Source organism: Arthrobacter sp. NPDC055138, from assembly GCF_053607305.1.
Genome location: NZ_JBSGTH010000004.1, coordinates 144,482 through 170,959, shown reverse-complemented (window position 1 = coordinate 170,959; position 26,478 = coordinate 144,482). Strand labels below are relative to the sequence as shown.

Here is a 26,478-nt window from a genome sequence, read left to right as displayed (position 1 = left end):
TTGCGTCCCTTGGGCGGTACCGACGAGGAAAAAGCCGGGGTCCTGCGCGGAATCGAGGACGTTGAACCGGCACGGTTTGGACTGCCTTCCCCAACGGACCTGGGTGATGACCGCAGTGCCCGCCTGCTTCGCGATGCCCTCCGCATCGGTTTCCGTTCCAGCGGCGGGCCGTTCCGCTCGCTGGCAGGTCTGAGTGTCACCCCGCGCTCATACCAGCTGGTCCCGCTCCTGCTGGCCTTGCGCCATGAAGTCGTGCGGCTCCTAATCGCCGACGACGTCGGTATCGGAAAAACCGTCGAGGCCGGCCTTGTTGCGGCAGAAATGCTGGCCCAAGGAAGCGCCCGCAAGCTGTCGATCCTTTGCCCCCCGAGCCTTGCCGAGCAGTGGCGCCGCGAACTCGAGGAAAAGTTCGGTATCCACGCCGCATTGGTGCTGCCCGGCACTATCCGCAAGCTCGAAGCCGAGGCAGGCTACGGCCGCTCAGTGTTTGAGTACTTCGACGCCACCATCGTCTCCACTGACTTCATCAAGAACGCCTCACGCCGCGACAACTTCCTGCAGCATGCTCCGGACCTCGTCATCATCGATGAGGCCCACGGTGTCACAGCGGACGACTCAGGCCGTGGCGGCAGCGGACGCACGCAGCGCTACCAACTTGTACGCGCGCTGGCCCATGACGTCGATCGCCATCTGGTGCTGGTAACGGCCACACCCCATTCGGGAAACGATTCTGCCTTCCGTAACCTGATCGGACTGCTCCGGCCGGAGTTGAAAACGGCTCCGTTGGGCACAGAGGAAGGCCGACGTATGCTGGCGGACCACATGGTGCAACGTCGGCGTGCAGACATTCGCCGCTTCCTGGACGAGGACACCAAGTTCCCCTCGGACAGGGAAACCAGCGAACGGTCCTACAAGCTGTCGTTGGAACACCGCGAACTATTTGACAGTGTTCTCGCCTATGTCCGCGGCCGTGTGCAGGACAAGTCCGGCACCAAGCTAGAGCAGCGCGTGCGCTGGTGGTCCGCTTTGTCCCTGCTGCGCTCCATCGCGTCCTCTCCGGCAGCCGCGGCGGCCACGCTCACTACCCGTGCAGCGTTGAAGGACGAGGAGGCGCTCACCTCGATCGAGAACCGAGGCATGGCAACCGTCATGGACCAGGTGGAAGACGACGGCACCGAGGGCATCGACGTCGCTCCGGCGGGATTCACCGAGGAAGACATCAACAGCTCCAGTACCAAAAAACTACTCAACAGCCTTGCCCGGCAGGCGATGGAGCTGAAGGCCAGGCCGGCCAGCGATGCCAAGCTCCAAGGGTTGGTCAAACATGTCCGGGCTCTCCTGAAGGATGGCTTCCATCCCATCGTCTTTTGCCGGTTCATCCCGACGGCCCATTATGTGACCGAGTACCTACGGCAGGAATTGAAGCGGGTCGAGGTCTCTATAGTCACTGGTGAACTCCCATCTGAGGAGCGGTCCGTACGGGTCGACCAGCTGATTGAAGCGGCAGCGGGAGGACATAAGGTCTTGGTCGCGACCGATTGCCTCTCGGAAGGCGTCAATTTGCAGGACGGCTTCCAAGCGGTCGTCCACTACGATCTGGCGTGGAACCCCACACGCCATGAACAGCGCGAGGGCCGTGTGGACCGGTTCGGCCAGGTCAAGGATACCGTCCGGGCCCTGCTGATGTACGGCGAGGACAACGGCATTGACGGCATCGTCCTCGAAGTACTCCTCCGCAAGCATGAACGCATCCGCAAGGACCTTGGCGTAAGCGTGCCCGTGCCCCCTCAAAGCGACCAGGTCCTTGCCGCCCTGCTCGAGGGCGTCCTTATGCGCGGCCAGGACAGCGACCAGCTGGAACTGGATCTGGGTCTCACTCCGGAAGCAGCCAAACTCGACGAGGAATGGCGTTCCAGCGCAGAAAACGAGAGGACTAGCCGCACCCGATATGCCCAAGGCGCCGTGCACCCTGACCGCGTCAGGACAGCCATGGACGCAGCCAGGAAAAGCCTTGGGGCACCCGAAGACGTGGAGCGATTCGTTCGCCAGGCATTGGAGGAAACCGGTGCCCACCTCACACCCACGGCGGCAGGTTTCACGGCGAACATCGTCAGCGCGGCACCGGGTGTCCGCGCGCTCTTCAACCAGCCCACCGATATCCAATTCGTCGCCGACCATCCGGCTCCACCCGGAGCCCATGTGCTCAACAGGACTGATCCTGCCGTCGCCGGCCTCGCCCAATACGTGCTGAACTCCGCGCTCGACGCGAAGCTGGATGGCAAGCAACGCCCGGCCGCTCGCTGCGGCTACATTGCCACCTCGTCGGTGTCGAAACTGACGGTCGCACTCCTCGTCCGGTTCCGGACCAAGCTCGTCCTGCCGTCTCGGCTCGGCGGCCACAACGACCTGGCTGAAGACGCGCGCATCGTCGCTTTCCGGGGCACTCCCCAGCAGCCTGATTGGCTCTCCGCTCAAGAAGTAGCTGGACTGCTCGCCTCTAAGCCGTCCGCGAATGTCAGCCCCCAGATAGCAGCGAACATGTGCTCCAACATCCTGCGCGGCATCCCCCTGCTCGAAGCCGGCTTAGCCGCGCAAGCCCAGCAGGTTGCCGAACAGATCCAGGCGGACCACACGGAAGTGCGCCTCGCCGCCCGCGGCGACTCTAAAGCCGGCAAGCTCGGCATCCGCGGACTCGCCGTCGAACCCAACCTCCCCGCCGACATCCTCGGCGTCTACATCTACGCCCCCGCAGGAGGACAGCAGTGAGCGGCGCATTCCAGGCAATTACAGTCGTCGGCGGAGTCCTACCCCCGTCGCTGCTCGGCCGAATCCAATCGGGCAACCTCCAGGACAAAGGCGGCCTCGCGCCGTCGTCGTATTTCCTCGCCGGCAGGGAAACGATCAGTGACGCCGCATCCCGGTCCTGGGCCTATCTCAAGGATGTCTGGCAGGACTGGCAGGAAGCGGACCGGAAGCAGGGCGGGACAGGCGCCGGAACCGGCGATGCCCGCCAGCGCTGGCTGCTCATCCTGCTCCGCGAGCTCGGCTACGGCCAGGTCGCCCGCGCCGGCACCGCCATCCCGGACCGGGAAAGCTTTCCGGTGTCACACCTCTGGGACAACGTGCCGATCCACCTGCTCGGCCCCCGCGTGGAACTGGACAGGCGCAACCCGGGCATCGAAGGCGCGGTGAAGGCTCCGCAAAAAATGTTGCAGGAGTTCCTCAACCACCGCACGGAATATCTCTGGGGCATCCTCAGCAACGGCTTGAAGCTGCGCATCCTGCGCGATTCCACTGCGCTGGCCGGTTCTGCCTATGTCGAGTTTGACCTCGAAACAATCTTCACCTCGGAGCTTTATCCGGAGTTCCAGCTGTTCTGGCAGCTCTGCCACCAGTCGCGCCTTGCGGCCAAGAACGAGCAAGCCGGTCCCGCCAGCTGCTGGCTCGAATCCTGGCGATCAGAAGCCGTGGAGTCGGGCAGCCGGGCTCTTGAACGGCTGGGCGAAGGAGTGCAGCAAGCTCTTGAGCAGCTGGGCACCGGGTTGCTGCGGCACCCAAACAACGCTTGGTTAATTGAAGCGCTGCATTCCGAGGAGCTGACGCGGCACGACTATCACAAGGCACTGCTACGCACCGCCTACCGGCTGCTCTTCTGCTTCGTGGTGGAGGACCGCGGTGCGCTGCACACCCCCGGTGCTCCGCAGGAAGTACGACGGCGGTACTCCGACTTTTTCTCCACCCGTCGCCTTCGGAAGCTCTCCCGTAAGCACGATGGCGGCCCCCACGATGATCTCTGGCGGAGCCAGAAACTGGTGCTCCAGTCGCTGGGTGGGAACGGTTTGGACGCCCTTGGGCTGCCCGCACTAGGTGGACTGTTCGACCCGGATCCGCGGGCAAAGCTCGCAGCCGGACAGCCGGGTAAAGACCTTGTTATGGATTGCGAACTGGCGAACCAGGACCTGCTACGCACTGTGCGCTCGCTTGCCTGGGTCAAAAACGCTTCCTTCCGAGTCGAGGCCGTTGACTACCGCCATCTGGGAGCGGAAGAACTGGGCTCCGTGTACGAATCCTTGTTGGAACTCATTCCGCGGGTGGACTTGGAGTCAAAGACCTTCGAGCTTGAGAATGTCGCCGGCAACGAGCGTAAGGTCACAGGCTCCTACTACACGCCGCCGGGCCTGGTCTCCGCCCTTCTCGACACCGCGCTCGAGCCGATACTCGACGAAGCACTAGAGAAGGCAGCGGATTCACAAGACGCGGAGCGTCGACTCCTGGCCCTCACCGTATGCGACCCGGCTTCTGGATCTGGTGGATTTCTCGTGGCCGCCGCACGCCGCATTGCACGCCGACTGGCCGAGGTTCGGGCTGGCGAGGATGAACCCACTCCTGAAAACATCCATCATGCACTCCACGACGTTGTAGATCGATGCATTTATGGCGTGGATATGAATGATCTAGCCGCCGAACTCACGAAGGTCTCGCTATGGCTAGAAGCTGTCGAGCCTGGCAAACCACTCAACTTTCTGGACAGTCGAATCAAGATAGGAAATAGTCTCTTCGGTTCGACACCGGCGCTCCTTGATAGTGGAATCCCGGACGAAGCCTTCGACCCCGTTGAAGGGGATGACAGGAAATATTCTACTGACGTAAAGAAAGCGAATCGACAGAGCAAAAAGGCATCTGTCGGAAAGTACATTTCTCCTGCTGGGATGACCCCTCTGGAGTTTGATTCAGACAATGTTTTTCAAGATCTGGTCAAGGACCGCCTCCGACTTAACTCCCCTGTAACCTCCGTTCAAGAGGCTCGATCGCGAGCGGTCGACTATGCAAAATTCAATGAGTCGCGCTTGGTGGAGGACCTCCGGCGGACGGCTGATACTTGGTGTGCAAGTTTTGCTTGGCACTTAGAACGGAGCAGCGATGCTCCACCGCCCACTAATGGAGTCTTCAGGCGCATCAAAGACGGACACACAGACAAATCACTTCAAAACACCATAGATGAAGTCAACAGCCTAAAGCAAGACTTTCGATTTTTCCACTGGCATTTAGAATTCCCTGAGATATTCATGCCAACTAACGATGCAGCAGAATCCCACAACCCGCCGCCAAAAGATGGATTCACTTGCATGTTAGGCAATCCTCCTTGGGGCAAGATAAAACTCGAGGAAAAGAACTTTTTCAGATCACGGATGCCCGAAGTTGCGGAAACTGGAAACAAATCCAAGCGTGCAGAACTTATCAATGCACTGGCATTGAACGATCCCATTCTCTACAATGAGTATAAACGGGAAAAGCGGGCACGGGATCAACTCAGTAAATTTTTGCATAAAAGTTCCGCATACCCCCTTTGCGGGATCGGCGAAATAAACACCTATTCTGTGTTCGCCGAGCGTTTTCGTCAGCTGACCTCTTCGAGCGGACGCTTCGGCGTAATCATTCCCACCGGGATAGCAACGGACGACACGACCAAGCGCTTTTTCGCTTCACTTGTAGAAGCAAGATCACTAGCTGCGCTCCATGACTTTGAAAACTCTAAGCCCTTGTTCACAAACGTTCATCGCAGCTATAAGTTCAGCCTGCTTACCGTACTCGGAGAGAGGCAAAACAGTGAGCGAACGGAATTCTCCTTTTTCCTAAAGGAACCATCGCAAATTGGAAGTTCCACCGTCGACCTCCCCGCCGACATAATCTTAAGCCTCAACCCGAACACAAACACATTGCCGATTTTCAGGAACGGAACTGAAGCTGAAATAACAGCCGCCATATACAGAGCGTGCGTGCCTCTAATCAATGAAGCTCCACACAGAGCGAATAACCCTTGGGGCGTATCTCTGCATCGCATGTTTGACATTTCTTCCGACTCACACTTATTCAGAACACAAGAGGATTTGGATGGAGAAGGCTGGACTCTCCACGGAGACATATATAATCCGCCCCAAAGTGTTACTGGTGGGGAAAGCATGCTACCGCTCTATCAAGGGGCAATGATTCATTTGTACAATAACCGTTTTGCTTCAGGAGTGCGAAACGGCGATTTTGAAAGAACTGAGTTGCACCAACTCCGCGACTTCCGCTACGCACCAATGCCGAAGACATGGGTACCTCGTTCCGCATTTGCGAAAAAGTGGCCGCACACTAATAATGGATCACTTTTTGTTTTCCGCAATGTTGCCCGATCCACTGATACCTACAGCTTCGTTGGGACCAACATTCCTTTCCGTCCGGCTGGTAACAGCGCTCAGGTCATGTCCACGCGGACCGCCGGTGACGCCGCAATTTTGCAGGCGTTAACCTCATCCGCAACTTTTGCCTACGCCGCTAAGCGCAAGATTGGTGGAGCCAACGTCAACTTTTTCCACGTCAAGCAGCTCCCTATTCTTCCTCCAGAAATGATTGATTCGCCCGCTCCGTGGAACAAAACGCTGACATGTCGAGAATGGCTTACTCCTCGCATAATAGAGCTGTCATATACAAACACTCTGATGTCTGACTTCGCACTGGCACTGGGAGATGTCCTCCCCCCCTTTGTATTTGATCCTAATCGCCGGTTTCTGCTGCGCGCAGAAATTGAGGCAGCCCTAATGCACCTTCATGAGCTCGACCGAAATTCTGCTCTAGTTATCCTTGAGGACATAGGAGGCTCATTTTGGTCTGCGGGAGATTTCGACGATTGGGACTCGCATATCATGCACTGCTTCGATGAGGTCGGACGGGCCATCGAAACAGGTCAACCGTACCGAACTGCCCTCTTTCCTCCGCCTGGAGAAGGTCCACGGCATTCTCAGTCGGGGGTCGGGATATGAATGCTTGGGATCGGGTCATTGATTTCGCTCGCTACTTCTCGAAGCAGATCGATCTGAACGAGGAAGAGCGCAATGATAAAGTCGCGTTGGCCGAGGGGTTGCTTCGGGCGCGAGATCAGCTCCTCCACGGACAGCAGCAATGGTTCGAGACTTTGCGCCGGGAGATAAGCCGAACGAACCTAGTGAATCAGTACTTTATGATGTCCCTTGTCAAGGCTGCGCGTGAGTACCCGGAAAAACTAAGCGACGCAGTCTTGGAGTTTTGGCGTGATTCCCCGTCCCCAGAAAGACTTGATCGGCTCGAGCGTCACCTCCGCGAACTGAACCCCGCGCGGCTCTCTTCTGGTGGCGCGATAGGCTTCGGGTCGCTACTCCTCATGGCGCTCGGCCCCAACTCCTACCCTCCTTTCAGGGCCAGAAAAACAGGCGAGTTCATGAAGCTGGCCGGCATCCAGCCTCTCGGAACCAGCGCGCGCCCGAGTGAGCGCTATAGGCAGCTGCTTGACGTTCTTGACGCCATTATGGAACAAGCGCAGACTGCAGGCCTGCCGATAGCTGACCGTCTTGATGCTCAGGGGCTGCTGTGGACCCTTATGAGTGCCGATCCAGATGACTCGTGGCCCGCCGAAGTGGCCAGTGCCTTCCGCGAGTGGCGCGGAGAAAGAGTGCTTCCAGTGTCAGACACGTATGTCCGAGGCGCAGGAAAATCTCCTGAAACAGAAGCAGCAGCATGGAAGATCCTTGGCCCTGCGTTAGTAAGCGGAACATCTCCCATCGATGGTGACACACTAACTTGGACCAATGCCACGGCCGATAGCCTGATCCGCGCGCGTGAGAGTCAAGATCCAGGCAGCGGCACCTACCTCGACAGATTGCAGGCACAGCTCGAGGGCATGCCAAATGATACTTATCTGCTCGCCGCCGAACTGACGTACCTGCAGTGCGTGGCCCTTATGGACATCGGTTCGACTAAGAAAGCCGAGCGTGTCAACGCAGTGCTTGGCTGGGCGCCAGATGGTCCTGCCCATCTACCGACAGACCTGACGCAAGCCTTAAAATCGCCCGGCTCGTTCAAGGGCGGCCGAGGGTTTAACATGCACATTCCTGCCCACGTAGGGTGGCTTTCACGCTTCGTCAAGATCGTTCGAAACGTACCTCAGGAAGAGCTCGATGCTGCTCTCTCAAACCCGTGGCAGTGGATGGAACTCACCACCTCTGTTCCGGATGATGTCCCGGCGATACGCTACACAATCGACTATCTGGTCTGGCCGAACTATTTGCAGCCGGTGGTCACCAAAGAGGACCGACAGAAGATCCGCGACGCTTTCGCCCACCTCCTAGGAGCGCCTCGGGGCAATACCGAAACCGACATCGCTCAGGACCTGCATGACATCCGCCAAATCCATAACGCTGAAGTTGGCTACTACGCAGAGTGGTATGAAGAACCCTACAAGTCTCAATGGACGACGTTTGATGGCACAAAGCGCCGCGCCTGGCTGGTCCGGCAGTCCCAAGCAGGTTATTCCATGGCGGAGACCTGGACAGCGGAAGGCATCGTTACTCTCCCCGCGCAGTCACTTGGCCTTGACGACATTGCGGAACTGGCTTTTGAGGAGGTCTTCGAGGCGGTCAAGCACGTTTATGGGCACATCGCCTACGCGGACCAGAAGGATAAAGCCCGGGAACTGCACCGCTTCGCTAGCCAAATGAACGACGGCGACCTTATCATCACCCCTTGGGAAGAAGTCATACTCGTCGGTACAGTCGCGGGTGGCACTTACTCCGCCGGTTTCTCAGGCCCCAAACTCTGTCGGACGGTTGACTGGCATAAGGACCCTGTGGCCAACGCCGACCTTCCGGAGCCGCTGCCCCGCCTTGTCAAAGAGGCCGGCACCATCGTTGACGTTTCCGATGCTTTGCTCGCAATCAAGACATGGATCCAACGGCCTCCCTCATCCGGCGAAGGCACCGCGGTGACGCAGCCGCCCAAACCCCGCGCCGTCGTCGTACCTCAACTCAAGACCGCCAGCGATGAGCTGGCCACGGAACTGAATGTGGCCCGCGATGACCTGGAGGAAATGATCGATCTGCTGAGGAGTCGCCGGCAGATTGTGCTCTACGGTCCCCCAGGTACGGGAAAGACCTACATCGGCAAGGAACTGGCGCGCTATCTTGCAGGAACAGAACATGCCGACCGTGTTCAAATTGTGCAGTTCCACCCCTCGTACTCGTATGAGGACTTCTTCGAGGGTTACCGGCCCAGCGCTCCGGCAGGCGGCCAGGTGGGATTCGAACTACAGCATGGACCTCTCCGGCGGCTCGCCACAGAAGCCTCACGGCCCGGAAATGAGTCCATGCCGTTCTTCCTCATCATTGACGAGATGAACCGCGGCAACCTCGCCAAAGTATTCGGGGAATTGTATTTTCTGCTGGAGTACCGGAAGGACAGCATCCGGCTGCAATACAGTCCGAACGAGGAATTCACACTGCCGCCAAACTTGTTCATCATCGGCACCATGAACACAGCAGACAGATCCATTGCGATGGTCGATGCCGCCATCCGCCGGCGGTTCGCGTTCGTAGAACTGCATCCTCAACAAGGGATGATCGCAGGACTCCTCAGCCGGTTCTTGGAGTCCAGGGAACTGCCTCCCCTAGCCGCCGATCTGCTTGATGCACTGAATGGAGAGCTGGGAACGGATAAACGTGACCTCGCGGTGGGGCCCTCCTACTTCATGAAGGAGGACGCTTACAACGCCGCGGGGTTGCGACGGGTGTGGAAGTACGAGTTGCTGCCATTGTTGGAGGAGTATCACTTCGGCGAGATGGATCGGGACGAGGTGCATGAACGCTTCGGTCTGGATGGGCTCCTCGCCGGGATGGGGCGCACACTCGACGAGCTGTCGACACCGGCTGCCGTGGACGAAGACTGATGGTAATGGTTCCGACTGAGCACGTCGTTCTAGATGAACTGGCGGTCGATTCGGTGGCATTCGAGATCGACGACGACGCCCGCTCCGCCCTCGAGCGGACCGGGCTGGTGACGAGTCGCTGGGCGGGTCCTGGGATGTGGAAGCTCCTGCCCAACGGCAAGGTCGGAGCCGCTCAGATCGGCAAGCTCTTGGTGGAGGTGAAGCCCAAGGACAAAGTCGGCATTAGCCAGATCCTGTTCCTTCTCAGCTACGCCAAAGATCCCGGCTTCCGGCCGGAGAACGTAGAAGCTGAGCAGTCAACAGACCTGTGGGCTGCTCTCGGAGAGACGCTCGCACGTCTTGGGGAGAGGGCAACCGAGCGCGGCGTGCTGCAAGGCTACATTTCTCGGGATGAGACGATACGGACCGTCCGAGGTCGAATCCGAATTTCCGACCAGGTGGCACGGCGACCAGGCATAATGTTTCCCGTTGAGGTGACACACGACGAATACACGGTGGATATCCCGGAGAACCGGATTCTTCGGTCAGCTGTTCGACGAATGCTCAGTATTCAGCATCTAAACCAGGACGTGCGCCGGCGACTCCTGCATCTTGACCGAAGACTACTGGATGCCACGCTTCTTGTGCGCGGCCTACGCCTTCCATTCTGGACGCCCAGCCGGCTGAACTCTGCCTACACGCCGGCCCTCCGGATCGCGGAGGTCATCCTGCAGAACACAGTGGCAGAAGCGCGGCCCGGTCATCTACATGTCGCTTCGTTTATCGTGGACATGGCCAAAGTATTCGAAGATTTCGCTACAACAGCGCTGACCGAAGCCCTCCGAAAGTACCCAGGGCGGACGCTAGCGCAGTACAAGACACACCTAGATGAGAAACGATCCGACGGCCGCAAGCGCCTCGTGATGAGACCGGACGTCGTGCATGAGATTGGTGCCATCCCCACATTGATCTTCGACGCAAAATATAAGGCAGCTTCAAGCAGCGGCCAATATCCGAACGCAGACCACTACCAGATGCTCGCCTATGCCACAGCTCTAATCCGTAATGATGCTTGGCTTATCTATGCAGGCAAAGGACCCACTGTCGCCCGAAGGGTGCATGGGACATCCATCACTACACGAGAATTGTCACTAGATCTGTCGGCTGCCCCATCCATCATTTTGAAACGAATCGAAGCAACTGTGGCGATAGCTTATGGCCGGGCCATGGAAATTCCAGAATCAACGCTAATCGACACACATGACCTCACGCCTCGTTTCAAATAGAAGACAACATGCAACCCCTGGAAAGAGTCGAATGGTCGCACCCGATATGCCGTTCTTCAGCCAAGCAAAAACTCGTAGAGCGCTTGCTGAACTTGTTACAGGCAGCTCACTCACCATATATTGTGGCGCAGGCGTAACGATCGGACACACAGGCTTGGGCTGGAAAGCACTGATTGCTGAAATTGCAAAGGAAGATAGTACTCCGAGGCGGCGAGGCTCGAGTGCAAAAACTCGAAGAGACGATGCAATCAACCAGATTTATAGGTCAGGTGAGATCGCGCCGGAACATTTTGCGTCAATGGTAATTGAACACATCAAATCTGAAAAAAGTTTCGACGACATTGATTTAGATGCTTTTATAGCCAACAAGCTTGCCAATGCCCTATATAAGAAGCACCGATGGAATAAAGGAACAATTGTCGGCAATATCACGCAACTCGCCGTATATGTCGCCATGACTGGGATTCCAGTGAGAATATTAACTACAAACTATGATACGCACATCGAAAAATCATTCGAGAAGTTCATTTCTTTCTTGCAGGAAACAGACGCAGAGGAGGGCTCGACCTTCTCGCCTGCCTGGCCGGGGCTAAAATGGAGGTCGATTGGTGAAGATGCCATTTCCCAAGAACTACATGCTGCTCGGAATGTTACTGAGAATATTGAAATAACCTATCTCCATGGGCGAGTTGCTGAAGATGGTCGGATCAATGGTCATATAGTTCTGACGGAGGGAGACTACGCCCAAACTGCGGAGACCGTACTGGAAGAGCTAAAAACGCAGCTGTCGAGGCCAGGAGATCGCCTTATGGTGGTGGGTTCAAGTCTGACCGATCCGCCGCTGGTCCGTGCTCTCGCGCTTACGAAATCCAATGAAAACTTTCGATGCGCCTTGGTCCCCCTGTCTGATGACCTAACCTCACACTCCGATTCAGCGACGCAGCGTAAGTTGACACAGATTATAGACCAACGGGGGGCGCACTTAGGAACCACTATCCTGCATCCGGAGACCTACGGGCAGGTCGCTCAATTCTGTGAAGAGACGTCGATCTGCTTCTTTCATGATCGCCTGATCGATAGACCGGGATCTTATGCCAAGAAGGCAACGGGTGTTCGTTACGGTCAAAGACTGGCTTATTGGTGGCCTGAGTGGAGCAAACACCTGAAAAAAGCAGATTATTCAGGTCATTATCGAATCATGCGAAATGGGTTGGAAATAGTACGAACTTTCCTTCCCGCATTGTCAGATCCAGAATCATTTAGGCTGGAGCTGTGGGTTAGGCGAGACGCCGACCTTGACGATCGGACGATTACACTTTGGGCAAGCAGTATGGGCCCGATAGTTGAACGCGCTTTCCTACGCAGTGAGCGCGTAGCGCCCGGATCAACCAATGCTTCAGTGCGAGCGCTACGTTCCGGAAAGCCGGTCCTCTTGTCAATCGACGAGTTAGGACTGACAAAGTCTGCGTCGAGATGGCAGACCTTCTTGTCGATTCCTATATTCGTCCAGATACATCCGCGCGGTAGATTAGGCGGAGACGCTCCGGTTGGGGTTATAACTCTCGCTTCGTCAGCTCAAAAAAAAGCGAGTTCACTAAGTAATTGTCCGGCCGCTGAGCTACAAGATCTTATCACTTACCTCATTGCAGAAGGGCGAAAGATACTTTCGATTCAGTAGCTGGAATTAGTCATCAACACTGGGGCGCAGTTAGCGCGCGGCACTTTTGTTTTGCATTCCCTTTTGAACATCAGTGATTCCCCGAAGGAAGATCCTTGCGCCGTCTCTATGCTCATTGGCATTCAAACGGTACGCCTCCTTCTTTGCAGCCGAGAGACGCTGTTCGCGATCTTTCGATACTGATGTGGTCAACTGTCGTTTCGCTTTCATATGATGCCCCTCCAAGCGATGCTTGACGTACTGGACCTCGGGAGCTTCTGGTAGAACAACAGTATCTCACCCAGGCTGAATGGGACAGGTCGATTAGGCCGGTCGTTAGCCGCGTCTCGGTAAGCGATTCCCATGTTTGAGAGCCTAACCGGCTCCGCCATCACAGCACGCGAACGTCTCCCTTGACCCGGGTCGTCAGGATCAGCCCAGTCGTTTGAAGCTACCGTTGCCCAGCCCGCATCTGCAGGAACTGGTAAACCTCAGTTTCGTCTACACCGGGGAATGCCCCGGGCGGGAGGGCCGCTAGAAGATGGGAGTTGGCCCGGGCGCTGGGCCAGGCGTGGCCGGCCCATTGGGCGGCGAGGTCGGCGGGTGGGCGGCGGCAGCAGGACTCGTCCGGACAGTTGGAGACGGAGCGTTCAGGGGTGTCGCGGCCGCGGAACCACTTCACTTCCTTATAGGGGATACCGATGCTCAGCGAGTACTCCCCCGATGAGTGCCGTTCCGTGATGGCGGTGCACCAGAATGTTCCGGCCTTGGTGTCTGTGTACTGATTGAAGGCGCGGAACTTGTCCGGCACGTCGAAGACTGCACGGGAGGTCCAGTTGCGGCAGACCGGCTGGCCCTCGATGGCGCCGGTGTGATCCGCGGGGAAGTTCACACCGTCATTTTCGTAGGCCTTGTGAATGATCCCGGAGACGTGGACCTTCTGGAAGTGGCACGTGATGCCCAGGTGGTGCGTGGCCAAGTTGGTAAAGCGGTGGGCAGCGGTTTCGTAGGAAACGCTGAAGGCATCGCGCAAGTCCTCAATGGCCAACTCCTTGGCCGCCTTGGCCTTCTGCAGGAAATCCACCGTGGCGTGCTCGGGCATGAGCAGGGCGGCAGCGAAGTAGTTCGTGTAGACGCGCTGGCGGAGGAAGTCCGCGTAGTCGGTCGGCGTCTGGTGCCCGAGGACGTAGTGCCCGACTGCCTGCAGCAGCACCGAGCGCGGGTCGTGTTCCGACCGATGGCCCTGGGTCAGGTAAATTCTGCTGTTCTTCAAATCGGTCACTGACCGGGTGGAATGCGGTAGGTCGCTGACGTACTGCAGGCTGAAACCGAGGTGCTCGGCGATGTCCGCGGCCACGTGGTGGGACAGCGGGCCGCCCCTGAAACCAACAGCCTTGAGCAGCTCCTGAGCCTGGGCCTCGATGTCCTCATAGTGGTTGTTCCGGGCGCGCATTTCCGCCCGCAGCTCGGTGTTGGCCCGGCGTGCTTCTTCGGGGGTGGCGGCCTGCTCGTCCAGCCGGCGTTCCAGCTCATGCTGCAGACCGACCAGCGACTCCAGCACGTCCATGGAAAGCCGTGAGCTGACGCGGACTTTCGGCAATCCGAGCGACTCGTACAGCGGCCCGCGCTGGTAGCGTTCCAGTTCGATTTCCAGCGCGGCACGGCGGCTGGGCGGCTCGGCACCGAGCAGCTGGTCGATACCCACGCCCAGCGCCTTGCCGAGCGCCTGCAGCATGCCGAGCTTGGGCTCGCGCTTGCCGTTTTCGATCAGCGAGAGCTGCGACGGGGCGGCGCCGACAGCGGCACCGAGGTCGTCCAAGGTCATGCCTTGGGCCTTCCGCAGGTGCCGCACCCGCCGGCCCAGGCTGATGACGTCGACTTCGGGCTCTGCGGAGGCACCGTCGTCGTGCTTGGAGGGTCGATTCCAGCTGGTGGTTGCCATTTCTTGAGGATACGAGAAGAAGTGCAAATCTTTCCAGCATTTTTTATGGATTACCTGTTGTGACCTACGGAATAGTCGATTTCACGAAGAAGTTCGGATCTCGACAAGCTCGATCACCGACGGCGACGAGTACGACCCGCTATCAAGGAGAACAGCAATGACTGCATCATTTGAGCCGGCCCCGATGAACGCTGAGGAAGCGGCCAAGGCACTGGAGCTCGAGTGGGCCGCCGATTCCCGCTGGGAGGGCATCACTCGCGACTACACCGCAGCGGATGTCGTCCGCCTCCGCGGCCGGGTCCAGGAAGAGCACACGCTGGCCAAGCGCGGCGCACAGAAGCTGTGGAAGCAGCTGACCGAGGAAGCCGCCGAGGGCCGCTACACCAACGCGCTCGGCGCGCTGACCGGAAACCAGGCGGTGCAGCAGGTCAAGGCCGGGCTGCGCGCCATCTACCTTTCCGGCTGGCAGGTGGCCGCGGACGCCAACCTCTCCGGCCACACCTACCCGGACCAGTCGCTGTACCCGGCGAACTCGGTGCCGCAGGTGGTCCGCCGGATCAACAACGCGCTGCTGCGGGCCGACCAGATCGAGTTCTCCGAGGGCATCCAGACCGTCGAGGACTGGCTGGTGCCGATTGTGGCCGACGCCGAGGCCGGCTTCGGCGGGCCGCTGAACGCGTACGAGCTGATGAAGTCCATGATCGCTTCCGGCGCCTCCGGCGTGCACTGGGAGGACCAGCTGGCCTCGGAGAAGAAGTGCGGCCATTTGGGCGGCAAGGTGCTGATCCCCACCGCGCAGCACATCCGCACGCTGAACGCGGCCCGACTGGCCGCCGACGTGGCGGGCACCCCGTCGGTCATCATCGCCCGCACCGACGCCGAGGCGGCCACGCTGATCACCTCCGACGTGGACGAGCGCGACCGCGAGTTCATCACCGGCGAGCGCACTCCGGAGGGCTTCTACAAGGTCCGCAACGGGATTGAGCCGTGCATCGCACGGGCCAAGGCCTACGCCCCGTACTCGGACCTGATCTGGATGGAGACCGGCACCCCGGACCTGGAGCTGGCCCGCAAGTTCGCGGAGGCGGTCAAGGCCGAGTTCCCGGACCAGATGCTCTCCTACAACTGCTCGCCGTCCTTCAACTGGAAGAAGCACCTGGACGATGCCACCATCGCCAAGTTCCAGCGCGAGCTCGGGGCGATGGGCTTCACCTTCCAGTTCATCACCCTGGCCGGCTTCCACGCCCTGAACTACTCGATGTTCGATCTGGCCCACGGCTACGCCCGGGACGGGATGAGCGCGTACGTCGAACTGCAGGAGCGCGAGTTCGGCGCCGAAGACCGCGGCTACACCGCAACCAAGCACCAGCGCGAAGTGGGCACCGGCTACTTCGACACCATCTCCACTGCCCTCAACCCCAACGGCAGCACCCTGGCGCTGGTGGGCTCCACCGAAGAAGGCCAGTTCCACTAACCAGCTACATCACGACGGCGGTGCTCGGCTTCGCCGATTGGGGGTCCGCCGCGGCACGACATTCCGACGGCCGCGGGCGGCCTTACGGAATCTATTAGCCGCTTTCCGGATCCCCAATCGGCTCCATCAGTACCGCACCTCAACTGAAGGTCACCTTTGGCACTTGGGCCGGGCTCCGGCGTCGTACTTACAAAAGTTTTAGGGAGTGAATGAGCGATGAATGATCCGATTACTTTGAACGGGATTACGTTGACGGGCTCGCCGGTGTGCCGGCAGGAGGAAGTGCTGACGCCGCAGGCGCTGGAGTTCGTGGCCAAGCTGCACAAGGCCACGGCCGACCGGCGGCGCGAGCTGCTGGTGCAGAGGGAGAACCGGCGCAAGTCGATCGCCCGCGGGCATGATCCGAAGTTCCTGCCCGGCACCCGGCACATCCGCGAGGACTCGTCGTGGCGGGTCGCTCCCCCGGCGCCCGGGCTGGAGGACCGGCGGGTGGAGATCACCGGGCCGGTGGAGAAGAAGATGACCATCAACGCGCTGAACTCCGGCGCCAAGGTTTGGCTGGCCGACATGGAGGACTCCTCCACGCCCAGCTGGTCCAACGTGATCAACGGGCAGCTGAACCTGACCGACGTGCTGGAGCGGCGGATCGACTTCACCTCCGAGGCCGGCAAGGAATACAAGCTGACCGGCCAGACGCTGACCGACCTGCCCACCATCGTGGTCCGGCCGCGCGGCTGGCACCTGCCGGAGAAGCACATGCTGATCGGCGGCGAACCGGTGGCCGGCGGCATCGTGGACTTCGGGCTGTACTTCTTCCACAACGCCCAGCGGCTGATCGCCCAGGGCCGCGGACCGTACTTCTACCTGCCGAAGATCGAGTCGCACCTGGAAGCCCGGCTGTGGAACGACGTGTTCATCCTGGCGCAGGACCTGCTGGGCATCCCGCAGGGCACCATCCGCGCCACCGTGCTGATCGAGACCATCACGGCCGCGTTCGAGATGGAGGAGATCCTGTACGAGCTGCGCGAGCACGCCTCCGGGCTGAACGCCGGCCGCTGGGACTACATCTTCTCGGTGATCAAGAACTTCCGCGCCCGCGGCCCGCGGTTCGTGCTGCCGGACCGCACGCAGGTGACCATGACGGCGCCGTTCATGCGCTCCTACACCGAGCAACTGGTGCGCGCCTGCCACCGCCGCGGCGCCATGGCCATCGGCGGGATGGCCGCCTTCATCCCCAGCCGCCGCGACCCGGAGGCCAACGCCATCGCCATGGAGAAGGTGCACGCGGACAAGACCCGCGAAGCCTCCGACGGGTTCGACGGCTCCTGGGTGGCGCACCCGGACCTGGTCCCCGTGGCCCGCGAAGTGTTCGACTCGGCCTTGGGTGACCGGCCCAACCAGCTGGACCGCCAGCGCGAGGACGTCACGCCCGACGACGGTGCCCTCCTGAACATCGCCGGCACCGAAGGCACCATCACCGAGACCGGCATCCGCACCAATCTGGAAGTTGGCATCCAGTACATCGAGTCCTGGCTGCGCGGCAACGGCGCGGTGGCCATCCACAACCTGATGGAGGACGCCGCCACCGCGGAGATCTCCCGCTCGCAGATCTGGCAGTGGATCCATGCCCACGCCGTGACCGACGACGGCGAGATTGTCACCCGCGAATGGGTCCGCGAACTGCTGGATGAAGAGTTCGCCGCCCTGCCGCGGTTCGACGGCGACCGGTTCGACGACGCCCGCGAGATCTTCGAAGAGTGTGCCCTCGGCGAAGAGTTCCCGGCCTTCCTGACCATCCCGGCCTATCAGAACTACCTGCTGGAGAAGTCGCCTACCAAGGTGGTTGCTGCAGCCTAAGTCTCCTCGCTCCTCCGGTCCGGGCCGCTGGCAACCAGTGGCCGGGCCGGAGAGCGGGAGTGGGGGACGGGAGATGCTGCCCGGGATGTTGTGTTTCCTCGCGAATGGGCACAACATCCCGGGCCATCCCATCCGCAACCGAGGCAACACGCCCTCGGCATACCCCTTCTAACTGTCCGGCGGTTGACCGGGGTCCTATAGCCAGCCCCTGGTCAACCGCCGGCACCCAAGACTTTCCGCAGGGCCGCCAGGTCCACGCTACTTTCGCCACATGCAGCCCGACGGTCGGGCGGGCCGGCGGCCCCTGCGGAAGCACAGTGAATGAAGAACGCCGGGTGCGGCTCCACGTAGGGAGCCGCACCCGGCGTTCTTCGTTGCTATGTATCCCGGAGCTAGTGCTTCTGGTGGATGGCCCGGAGCACCTGCCGCAGTTGGCCGGGGGCTTCTTCCGCCGCCGCATCGGAGCGCCAGGCGACGAACTTGTCGGGCCTGATGAGGACGGCGCCGGCCGGACCGTGGCCGCGGTTGCGTGTCCAGGCGCAGCGGGGATCCAGATAGTCGCCCTCGGTATGCCCGACCGTGAATGCGAGGACGTCGATCCCTTCTTCAGCAGCGGCGGAGCGGGCAGCCTCCACCCATCCGGCACCGGCTTCCCCGGCGACCAGCACATACTGTCCTACGTCGCCGAGGTCCTGGATGGCGAACCGGTTTCCACGGTGGTCCTCGAGCCACGCGTGCGGCAGGGGCGAGCCCGGCCTCGTGGAGGGTTCGTAGACGCGGATCTCATCCGCGGGCTGCGGCTCGGGACTCCCGTCCTCTACGACCGCCGGCGACTCATAGCGGTAGCCCGCTTCGATATTGTGTTCGCGGAATTCCATGGACTGCGAGGCAATGGCGGACCGCAGTTTGGCACGGGATTCGACGTCCGCTGGGTCGTCGCTCCAGATTCGCTTGAGGGCTGCGAGGTTTTCCTCCTCCGACTGCACTGGCGAGACGCCGAGCGCTTGGCCGATGACCATGTGGTTCATGGCGTTCTCTGTGGAACGCCTGACATTGGTAGCGGCGACAGGCTGACGTTCCCGTTCGTAGGTGGCCAGCAGTTCCGGAGCGGCTTGGCCACGCAGCACGGCGGCGATCTTCCAACAGATGTTGTGGGCGTCCTGAATGGCTGTGTTGAGGCCGAGTCCGCCCGTTGGGCCATGGCGATGCGCGGCGTCGCCGAGCAAGAACGCCCGGTTCTCCTGGAACCGCTCCGCGACGAGCGCCTCGAAGGACCACCGCGTGATCTTGTGGACTTCCGGCTCAAGGTCAGGCAGCCCCAGTGCCATCTTCATGTCTGCAACCATCGCCTGGTCGTCGAAGATGCGCTTGTCGTCCGCGGCGTAGTTCTCGTGGAAGACCCACTCTTCCGAGTCCGGCCCCCACTTCTCCGGGCCCATGGAAATCAGCAGGGTGAGCAGGCCGGTATGCGCGGGCCACATCCAATGGATCAGCACGCTGGGGTCGCTGACGTACTGGCTGAGATCTGCTGAGAAGTGCACGGAGACGCTGTAGAGGATGTTCCGCTGCCCCTGCATTTCAATCCCGAGCGCATTGCCGACGGTCCGGCCGCCGTCGCAGCCCAGCAGGTATGCGCTGCGGACGGTGTACGTTTCGCCGGTCTCCTTGTTGAGCACCGTGGAGGTGACACCGTCGTCGTCCTGCTCAAAAGAGATCAGCTCATGGTTGAAGAGCACACCTTCGGGCGACTTCTTCAGCGCGTGCTTGAGCAGGATAGGTTCCAGCCGGATCTGCGGCAGGTTGGTCTGGCGGCAAGGGCTGGCCGCGATGTAGTCAGGGTCTGTGTAGCCGGCGCCCCACGACTCTTGGCGTGCGATCTCCTTGCCGTAGATGGGGTCCTTGCCGACGAGGCCGGCATACCAGCCGGTGGCGGCCATATTTTCCGGCGGAGTGCCGTGGGCGTAAATGTCTTCGGCGACGCCGAGCTTCCGGTAAACCTCCATGGAACGCTGATTGATCACGTGGGCCTTGGGCAGTACGGAAGTGGATGCGGTGCTGCTGATGGTCAGGGAATCGATGCCGAGATCTGCGAAGAGCATCGAGGCCGTCAGCCCGGCGCCGCCTGCTCCGACAATCAGGACGGGAACTTCGGTGTGGTTCATGGTTGCCTCCTAGGTTGGGCCGGACGCTGCCGCCTGGCCGGGTCTCTTCGTTGAGAATGGAAGTCTTAGGTGCCGGTTGTGCCGCTAGATTGAGCTATTCGCAGGCAGTGGCCTGGAGCGCCAAGAGCTTCCAGCCGTTGCTTCGGTGAACCCAGACTGAGGTGGTCAAGGCGTCGACGGCGATCTGCCGGCCTCCGGCGGCGATGCTGGTGTGCATGCCGCCGGAGGTCCAGGCCAACCCGTTGTCGGTCACCACGTCGTCGAACTCATGCTCGACGGTCTGGTAGACAATGGCACCGGATTCCACGGCGGCGAGGAATGCGGTCTTGTCATCCCGCCGGCCGACCGAGTGTGTGTAGACCAACCGATCGTCGCAAAACCGGTCGAGGGCCGGTAGGTCGCGGTTTACCAAGGGCCTCGATCCTCTGTCTTTCGGCTCGGCGAATTGCTTCCGCTTCCATCTCAGGCTGCCGCTTGGGCCAGGCTTTCGGCCGGGGAAGGCCGGCGGGCGATGAAGAAACTGGCCACGGCCATCACCGCCGCCAGCAGACCCAGGATGCCGATACCCGCGGCGAGACCGCCGGCGGTAGCCCCGAGGGCCGCGATCACGAACGGCGAGATGAACTGACCGATCCACAGGGCACTGGTCCAGATGCCGGTGCCGGTGCCGCGCACTTCCTGTGACAACAGGCCCAGTGCCCAAGTGATCAGGGAAGGCAGCAGCAGCCCGGTGCCCGCGCTGGCCAGAACGGCGCCAGTCATGGCCACCGGGATGGAGGACGCGGACCAGATCACAACGAAACCGACGGCTGTCAGGCCGAACGCGAGAGGCAGCAGCCGGTACGTGCCGAGGCCGTGAATGAGCCGGAAGGAGAAGGCGCCGATGGCCGTGGCGAGCGAGGCGAGGGCCGCCATCAGTCCGATGCGGGCTACGTCGTCCAGGCCCAGCTCGGTGAGGACGTAGGCGAGGTGTACTACCAGCGTGTAGAACGCGATACCACCGAACAGCGTGACCAGGGCCGGCTTGGTGATCTGCCGCCAGGGGACGGCCTGGCGCAGATTGCGGGTGGGGCTCTTGACTGGCTCCCAGAGCACGAACGCCATGATGGCGGCGAGGACTACGGCCACCCCGTACATCCAGAAAGTGTTCCGCCAGCCGCCGGCACCCAGGAAACCGCCAATGGCCAGGAACGCTACGGCGCTGAGCGTTGTAAAGACGGTCTGCAGGGAGAGGTACTTGTTGCGGCGGGTCTCGTGGAAGTAGTCACCGATGAGTGTGGTGCAGCAGGTCATGATGAAGGCTTCGCAGACGCCCACGAAGGCGCGCGTGATAACGATGCCGACCAGCGAATCGATGAAGAACGGGGCGATGCCGAAGATGGCGTAGGCGACCATTGCCCAGAGCAGCAGGTTCTTCCGCCCAACCTTGTCGGCGACCGCGCCGGCCACCGGCGAAACCAGGGCGACCAACAGGGCCGGGACGGTCAGGACCATCGGGACAAGGATGGCGACGCCGGGAGTGTCCGCGAAATGCATCGCGATAGTAGGCAGGACGGGTGCCAGGAGAACGGCGCCCAGCACCGGCAGGCAGCTGCCCAGCAGGAGGAGCACGCCTTGGAAGGCGGTGCCCAAGCCGCCTCGCCCGCTGCCCGGGTCGGCCGCGATGACCGAAGCCGCATGAGCTCCCGAGGAAGAAGAGCTTGTCATGTGAAATCCCCCTAAGACTGTGATGCGCGTCTCGTTGCGCATCCGTGTTCAGCCAGCATCGACCATTTTGATGGGCAACGCAAGGGATTATCGAAAATCTTCTAAATTGTCATCAATGCATCGCCGGGCCGGGGCCGGCTTCGTCCGCCAGGACAGCCTGCAAGAGAAGGTCGGTTGTGCGTTGGAAGTGGCGTCCCAATGCCGCGACGGCCTCGTCGGCCCGCCGATCCCTCGCGAGTTCCATGAGTTCGCGGTGCTCCGCCGGGATGTCGCGCTTCACTTCGGCTTCGCCCGTTCCGGAGAGCTGGCGGTACAGCTCCGAACTGTCACGGAGGCCGCGGACCATGCTGATCAAGCGCGGGCTGCCACAGGCGACCCCCAGGGCGTCATGGAAGGCGGCATGCGCGGCACTCCACTCAGCCGTTGTGCCGGGCTCGCCCTCCCGGTGCAGCTCGGCCCGCTCCAGGATGTGATGCGTGGAGACGACCTTCGCTTCCCACTCCATATCGCCACGCTCGATGGATCGCCGCAGGGCGAGCCCTTCAAGCATGACGCGCAGTTCGGTGAGGTCGATCAGGTCTTCGCGCGAGATCTCTGCAACCCGGAACCCCTGGTTTGGCAGCAGCACCACCAGATGCTGCTCGGCAAGCCGGACCAGCGCCTCCCGGATGACCGACATGCTGGTTCCGTAGTGCTTGGACAGCGCGGCCAGGCGCAACGGACTCCCCGGCGCGTACACATTGCTGAGGATTTCGGCTCGCAGCTGTTCATGCACGTGAGCGGTCAGGGTGGCGGAGCGGGGTTGGGTTGCCATGCCAAAACAGTACAGCCTCTCCGTGAATTGAGGAATTATCGATAATTGCTTGATTTATCGGATATGGCCTGCCAAGCTGGCATGACCCAGGACACAGGCCCTCGGCGGCGGATATCCGCAGTTACCACGGGCCGATGAGCGCGAAGGAAGTTGAGGCATGGCCGGAAGACCAGCGGAACGTCCAACTTGGACAGATGCCGCCGAAACCCAACTGACCGCCGCTCCCCGCGTCTACGACGTCGCCATCGTGGGTCTCGGACCGGTGGGACAGACCCTCGGCCTGCTGCTCGCACAAGGCGGACACGACGTCGTCGTCGTCGAAAAGCAGCCGAATCCGTACCCGCTGCCGCGGGCCGTGCACTACGACCCGGATGTCTCCCGCCTGCTCGACGGTCTGGGTCTGGCCGATTTCATGGCCGAATTCGCCTCGCCCACCGCCTCCTACGAATGGCAGACGGCGGACCGACAAACCATGCTCCGGTTCGACTACGCCACCGCCGGCAACCAGGGCTGGCCGGAGTCCTCCATGTTCAACCAGCCCGCCTTGGAGGAACGGCTGCGGACACGGGGCTCGGACTTCCCGAACCTGAAGGTCTACCGCGGCACCGAGGTGGTCGGGTTCGACCAGCAGGACGGCTTCGTGGAACTGCGCGTCACCGGCCGCACGCTGAAGCAGCGGACGCTGCGGGCGAAGTACGCTGTGGGCGCCGACGGTTCCAACAGTTTTGTCCGCCAGTACATGAACACGGCGGTCAAGGACCTGGGCTTCTTTTACGACTGGCTGATCGTAGACCTGCTGCCCACCGACGGACGGGTCTGGGAACCGGACAACCTACAGGTCTGCGATCCGGCGCGACCCACCACTACGGTCAGCGCGGGGCCGGGCCGGCGGCGCTTCGAGTTCATGCGGATGCCGGGCGACGACCTGGCCGTGTTCGACACCGACGAGTTCGCCTGGCAGTTGCTGGCGCCGTGGGGCGTCACTCCGGAAACGGCCACGCTGGAACGCCGGGCCATCTACCGGTTCCAGGCAAAGTGGGTGGAGAACTGGCGAGACGGCCGGGTATTCCTCGCCGGCGACGCCGCCCACCAGATGCCGCCCTTCTACGGACAAGGCCTGGTCAGCGGGATCCGCGACTCGGCCAATCTGGCGTGGAAGTTGGATCGGGTCCTGAACGGGGTGGCCGGCGACGCGTTGCTGGACACCTACACAACGGAGCGTGCGGCGCACGTACAGTTCGCGCTGGGCATGTCCGTCGAGCTGGGCCGCGTGATCTGCCAGACCGATCCGGCGGCCGTGGCGGAGCGCGACGCGCACTTCCTGGCCAACGGCCCGCTGCCCCAGGACGTGTTGCCACCGGTCCCGCCGGAGCGGCTGGGTCCCGGCGCGTTCCCGCAAACGGACCCGACGCTCTCCCCGGTGGCCGGGCTGATCGGCGTCCAGGGCCGGGTCGGACACGCCGACGGAACGGTCGACCTGCTGGACCGCAGCACCTTCGGACGGTTCACCGTGCTACTCGACGGACGCGCGGTTGACGATGATACGGCCGCGGTGATGGCCAATCTGCTGCCCGACGGGCTGCCCGCCCTGGTGGTGAGGGTGCTGCCCAAGGGCTCCGCCCTTGCCGGCGGCTCCTCTAGCGTCCTGACCGTCACCGATGAAGACGACCGGTATCTGCCGGAGCTCGCGGCGCGCGGGCAGATCGCGCAGCTGTTCCGTCCCGACTTCTTCATCTACGGCGGCGCCGCCGACCAGGACGAACTGTCCGGCCTGGTGCGCTCGCTTCCCGACGCCCTCCACCTCACCGTTCCCGCCAAGACTTCAGGAGCAGCATGACAACGCTGAAGAACGACGACGCCGTCATCGTCGCCGCCGGGCGTTCCCCGATCGGCCGCGCCCGCAAGGGCAGCATGACCGGCATCCGGCCCGACGACCTCGCCGCGGAGACGCTGGCCGGCGTGCTGGCCCAGGTGCCCGGGCTGCCGGTGGGCGAGCTGGACGACCTGATCTTGGGCAACGCCATGCCCCAGGACGAACACGGCTGGAACATGGCCCGCCGGGTCGCCGTCCTCATGGGGCACGACGAATTACCGGGCACTACCGTCAACCGGTTCTGCGCCTCATCGCTGCAAGGTGCCCGCATGGCCCTGCACGCAATCCGGGCCGGTGAGGGCGGCGCGTACCTGGTCGGCGGCGCGGAGTCTGTCTCGCGTTACCAGGAGGTGCGGGAGGCAGCCAACCCCCGCTTCGAGGAGGCGGCGGCGCGGACGGTGCGGCGAATGGCCGAGGGCACGGGATGGAGCGATCCACGTGATGATGGCTTGCTCCCCGATTCCTACATCGCCATGGGGCACACCGCGGAGAACGTCGCGCAGCTGACCGGAATCACCCGCGTCGACCAGGACGAGTACGCCGCCCGCTCGCAGCAGTTGGTGGGGGCAGCGGTGGATGCAGGCTTCTTTGCCCGGGAGATCATCCCGGTCACCGCCGAAGACGGTTCCACCCGCAGCACCGACGACTGTCCGCGCCCCGGCACCACCGCGGAGAGGCTGGCGGACCTGCAGCCGATCTTCTCTCCCACCGGAACCGTGACCGCGGGCAACGCCTGCCCGCTGAACGACGGCGCCGCCGGCGTCGTGGTGGTCTCGGGAGCCGTGGCCGGGAAGCATGGACTGACGGCGCTGGCACGCATCGTCTCCACCGGGCTGAGCGGGCTGTCGCCGGAAATCATGGGTTTGGGACCGGTGGAGGCAAGCCGTCAGGCATTGGCGCGCGCACGGCTGGAGATCGGCGACATCGACATCGTCGAACTGAACGAGGCCTTCGCCGCGCAGGTGCTGCCGTCCGCACGCAAGCTGGGCATCGACGTCGAAAGCCAACTTAACCCCTTCGGCGGCTCGATCGCGCTGGGGCACCCGTACGGCGCGACCGGCGCGCGGCTGCTCACCACGCTGCTGAACGGCCTGCAGACCCGGGACCAGCAACTCGGGCTCGTCACCATGTGCATCGGCGGCGGCCAAGGCATGGCGATGGTGGTCGAACGGCTCGGCTAGTTCCAAGACTTGCAGACAATCGGAAATCCTTACCCTCCATACCCGCGCGGCTGAAGCAACCGGCCGCCGCAACCCCAGAAAGTGAGGCCCATCATGGCCGTTGAAAAGTCCAATTACGCCCGCAACCCCAAGCCGCGCCCCATCTCGGTGCCGAAACTGCACCACGCCACGTTCATGACCCTGGACGTGGACGCGATGGTCCGCTGGTACGAGCTGGTCTGCGGCCTGCAACCGGTCTATTACGCCGAACATGCCGCGTGGCTGACCAACGACGAAGCCAACCACCGCATCGCGCTGCTCCGGCTGCCCGGCACCAAGCCGCCGGTGGACAAGCCCCACACCGCCGGCCTGCACCACACCGCCTTCGAGTACGAGTCCTTCGACCAGTGGCTGGACAACTACGCCCGGCTGCGCGACCAAGGCATCCTGCCCGCGGTGAACCTGCACCACGGGATGACCATGTCCATGTACTACATCGACCCGGACGGCAACGGCGTGGAAATTCAGGTGGACGCCTGGCACGACTGGGCCGTCTCCAAGGAGTGGATGTGGGCCTCGCAGGAATTCAGCGAGGACCAGATGGGCCCGCAGTTCGATCCCGAGCAGTTGCTGGCCGCACGTGCTTCAGGCCTTGATTTCGACACCATCCAGAAGAAGGCCTACGCCGGTGAATACACCCCGGCTGACGCCAACCCGGACGTGTCCTTCCCCGACGTGTGGCCCGCGCGGCTTGCCGCCCAGCCGGAACTCGCCGACGGTGTTCCCGCCGGTGAAGGCGCGCTCCCCATCGGCATCGACTAAGACCTACTT

15 protein-coding genes are annotated in these 26,478 nt (G+C 61.7%); 10 read left to right on the top strand and 5 right to left on the bottom strand.

Features of this window, described 5'->3' with window-relative positions:
• Nucleotides 1–9: 9 nt before the first annotated feature.
• Genes ACWF5H_RS11460 through ACWF5H_RS11440 form a run of 5 tightly spaced genes read left to right on the top strand, consistent with a single transcriptional unit; the run spans nucleotide 10 to nucleotide 12,679 of the window.
• Nucleotides 10–2,766, top strand: coding sequence for a helicase-related protein (locus ACWF5H_RS11460; protein ID WP_452036940.1), 2,757 nt, complete (start codon nucleotides 10–12; stop codon nucleotides 2,764–2,766).
• On the top strand, nucleotides 2,763–6,803 hold the full coding sequence (locus tag ACWF5H_RS11455) for an Eco57I restriction-modification methylase domain-containing protein (protein WP_452036938.1): 4,041 nt from the start codon (nucleotides 2,763–2,765) through the stop codon (nucleotides 6,801–6,803). The genes ACWF5H_RS11460 and ACWF5H_RS11455 overlap by 4 nt, the downstream gene beginning before the upstream one ends.
• Nucleotides 6,800–9,736 carry an McrB family protein gene (locus ACWF5H_RS11450; RefSeq protein ID WP_452036936.1) on the top strand — a complete coding sequence of 979 codons (2,937 nt, stop codon included), beginning with the start codon at nucleotides 6,800–6,802 and terminating at the stop codon, nucleotides 9,734–9,736. The genes ACWF5H_RS11455 and ACWF5H_RS11450 overlap by 4 nt, the downstream gene beginning before the upstream one ends.
• Nucleotides 9,737–9,741: 5 nt before the next feature.
• Nucleotides 9,742–11,001 (top strand): McrC family protein, encoded by a 1,260-nt coding sequence (locus tag ACWF5H_RS11445; protein WP_452036935.1) that lies wholly within the window; start codon nucleotides 9,742–9,744, stop codon nucleotides 10,999–11,001.
• Nucleotides 11,002–11,032: 31 nt separating this feature from the next.
• Complete coding sequence (locus tag ACWF5H_RS11440) at nucleotides 11,033–12,679, top strand: SIR2 family protein (RefSeq protein ID WP_452036933.1); 1,647 nt, start codon at nucleotides 11,033–11,035, stop codon at nucleotides 12,677–12,679.
• 430 nt (nucleotides 12,680–13,109) lie between these two features.
• Here ACWF5H_RS11440 and ACWF5H_RS11435 read toward each other — a convergent pair whose 3' ends face one another.
• Complete coding sequence (locus tag ACWF5H_RS11435) at nucleotides 13,110–14,627, bottom strand: helix-turn-helix domain-containing protein (protein WP_452036931.1); 1,518 nt, start codon at nucleotides 14,625–14,627, stop codon at nucleotides 13,110–13,112.
• A gap of 130 nt (nucleotides 14,628–14,757) precedes the next feature.
• On the opposite strand from ACWF5H_RS11435, the gene aceA reads away from it, so the two are divergent.
• Both aceA and aceB read left to right on the top strand, forming a co-directional pair.
• Complete coding sequence (aceA, locus tag ACWF5H_RS11430; protein ID WP_127514291.1) at nucleotides 14,758–16,074, top strand: isocitrate lyase; 1,317 nt, start codon at nucleotides 14,758–14,760, stop codon at nucleotides 16,072–16,074.
• Between the two features lie 216 nt (nucleotides 16,075–16,290).
• On the top strand, nucleotides 16,291–17,931 hold the full coding sequence (aceB, locus tag ACWF5H_RS11425; RefSeq protein ID WP_452036929.1) for a malate synthase A: 1,641 nt from the start codon (nucleotides 16,291–16,293) through the stop codon (nucleotides 17,929–17,931).
• Nucleotides 17,932–18,323: 392 nt separating this feature from the next.
• Here aceB and ACWF5H_RS11420 read toward each other — a convergent pair whose 3' ends face one another.
• The 4 genes from ACWF5H_RS11420 to ACWF5H_RS11405 form a co-directional block, all read right to left on the bottom strand.
• The gene (locus ACWF5H_RS11420; protein ID WP_452036927.1) at nucleotides 18,324–20,093 is read right to left on the bottom strand and encodes an FAD-dependent monooxygenase; all 1,770 of its coding nucleotides are present in this window, start codon (nucleotides 20,091–20,093) and stop codon (nucleotides 18,324–18,326) included.
• 94 nt (nucleotides 20,094–20,187) lie between these two features.
• The gene (locus ACWF5H_RS11415) at nucleotides 20,188–20,505 is read right to left on the bottom strand and encodes a nuclear transport factor 2 family protein (protein WP_452036926.1); all 318 of its coding nucleotides are present in this window, start codon (nucleotides 20,503–20,505) and stop codon (nucleotides 20,188–20,190) included.
• Between the two features lie 50 nt (nucleotides 20,506–20,555).
• Nucleotides 20,556–21,800 (bottom strand): MFS transporter, encoded by a 1,245-nt coding sequence (locus ACWF5H_RS11410; protein WP_452036925.1) that lies wholly within the window; start codon nucleotides 21,798–21,800, stop codon nucleotides 20,556–20,558.
• Nucleotides 21,801–21,912: 112 nt separating this feature from the next.
• A complete protein-coding gene (locus tag ACWF5H_RS11405) occupies nucleotides 21,913–22,575 on the bottom strand; it encodes a GntR family transcriptional regulator (RefSeq protein WP_452036923.1) in 663 nt (220 codons plus the stop codon).
• Between the two features lie 196 nt (nucleotides 22,576–22,771).
• Between ACWF5H_RS11405 and mhpA the strand changes: the two genes are divergently transcribed.
• From mhpA to ACWF5H_RS11390, 3 genes are all read left to right on the top strand, one after another.
• Nucleotides 22,772–24,451: a bifunctional 3-(3-hydroxy-phenyl)propionate/3-hydroxycinnamic acid hydroxylase MhpA gene (gene mhpA / locus ACWF5H_RS11400; RefSeq protein ID WP_452036922.1), complete on the top strand. Its 1,680-nt coding sequence runs from the start codon at nucleotides 22,772–22,774 to the stop codon at nucleotides 24,449–24,451.
• Entirely contained in the window at nucleotides 24,448–25,668 is a 1,221-nt protein-coding gene (locus tag ACWF5H_RS11395) for an acetyl-CoA C-acetyltransferase (protein WP_452036920.1), read from the top strand. The genes mhpA and ACWF5H_RS11395 overlap by 4 nt, the downstream gene beginning before the upstream one ends.
• A 93-nt stretch (nucleotides 25,669–25,761) precedes the next feature.
• Complete coding sequence (locus ACWF5H_RS11390; protein ID WP_452036918.1) at nucleotides 25,762–26,469, top strand: VOC family protein; 708 nt, start codon at nucleotides 25,762–25,764, stop codon at nucleotides 26,467–26,469.
• Nucleotides 26,470–26,478: the final 9 nt, after the last annotated feature.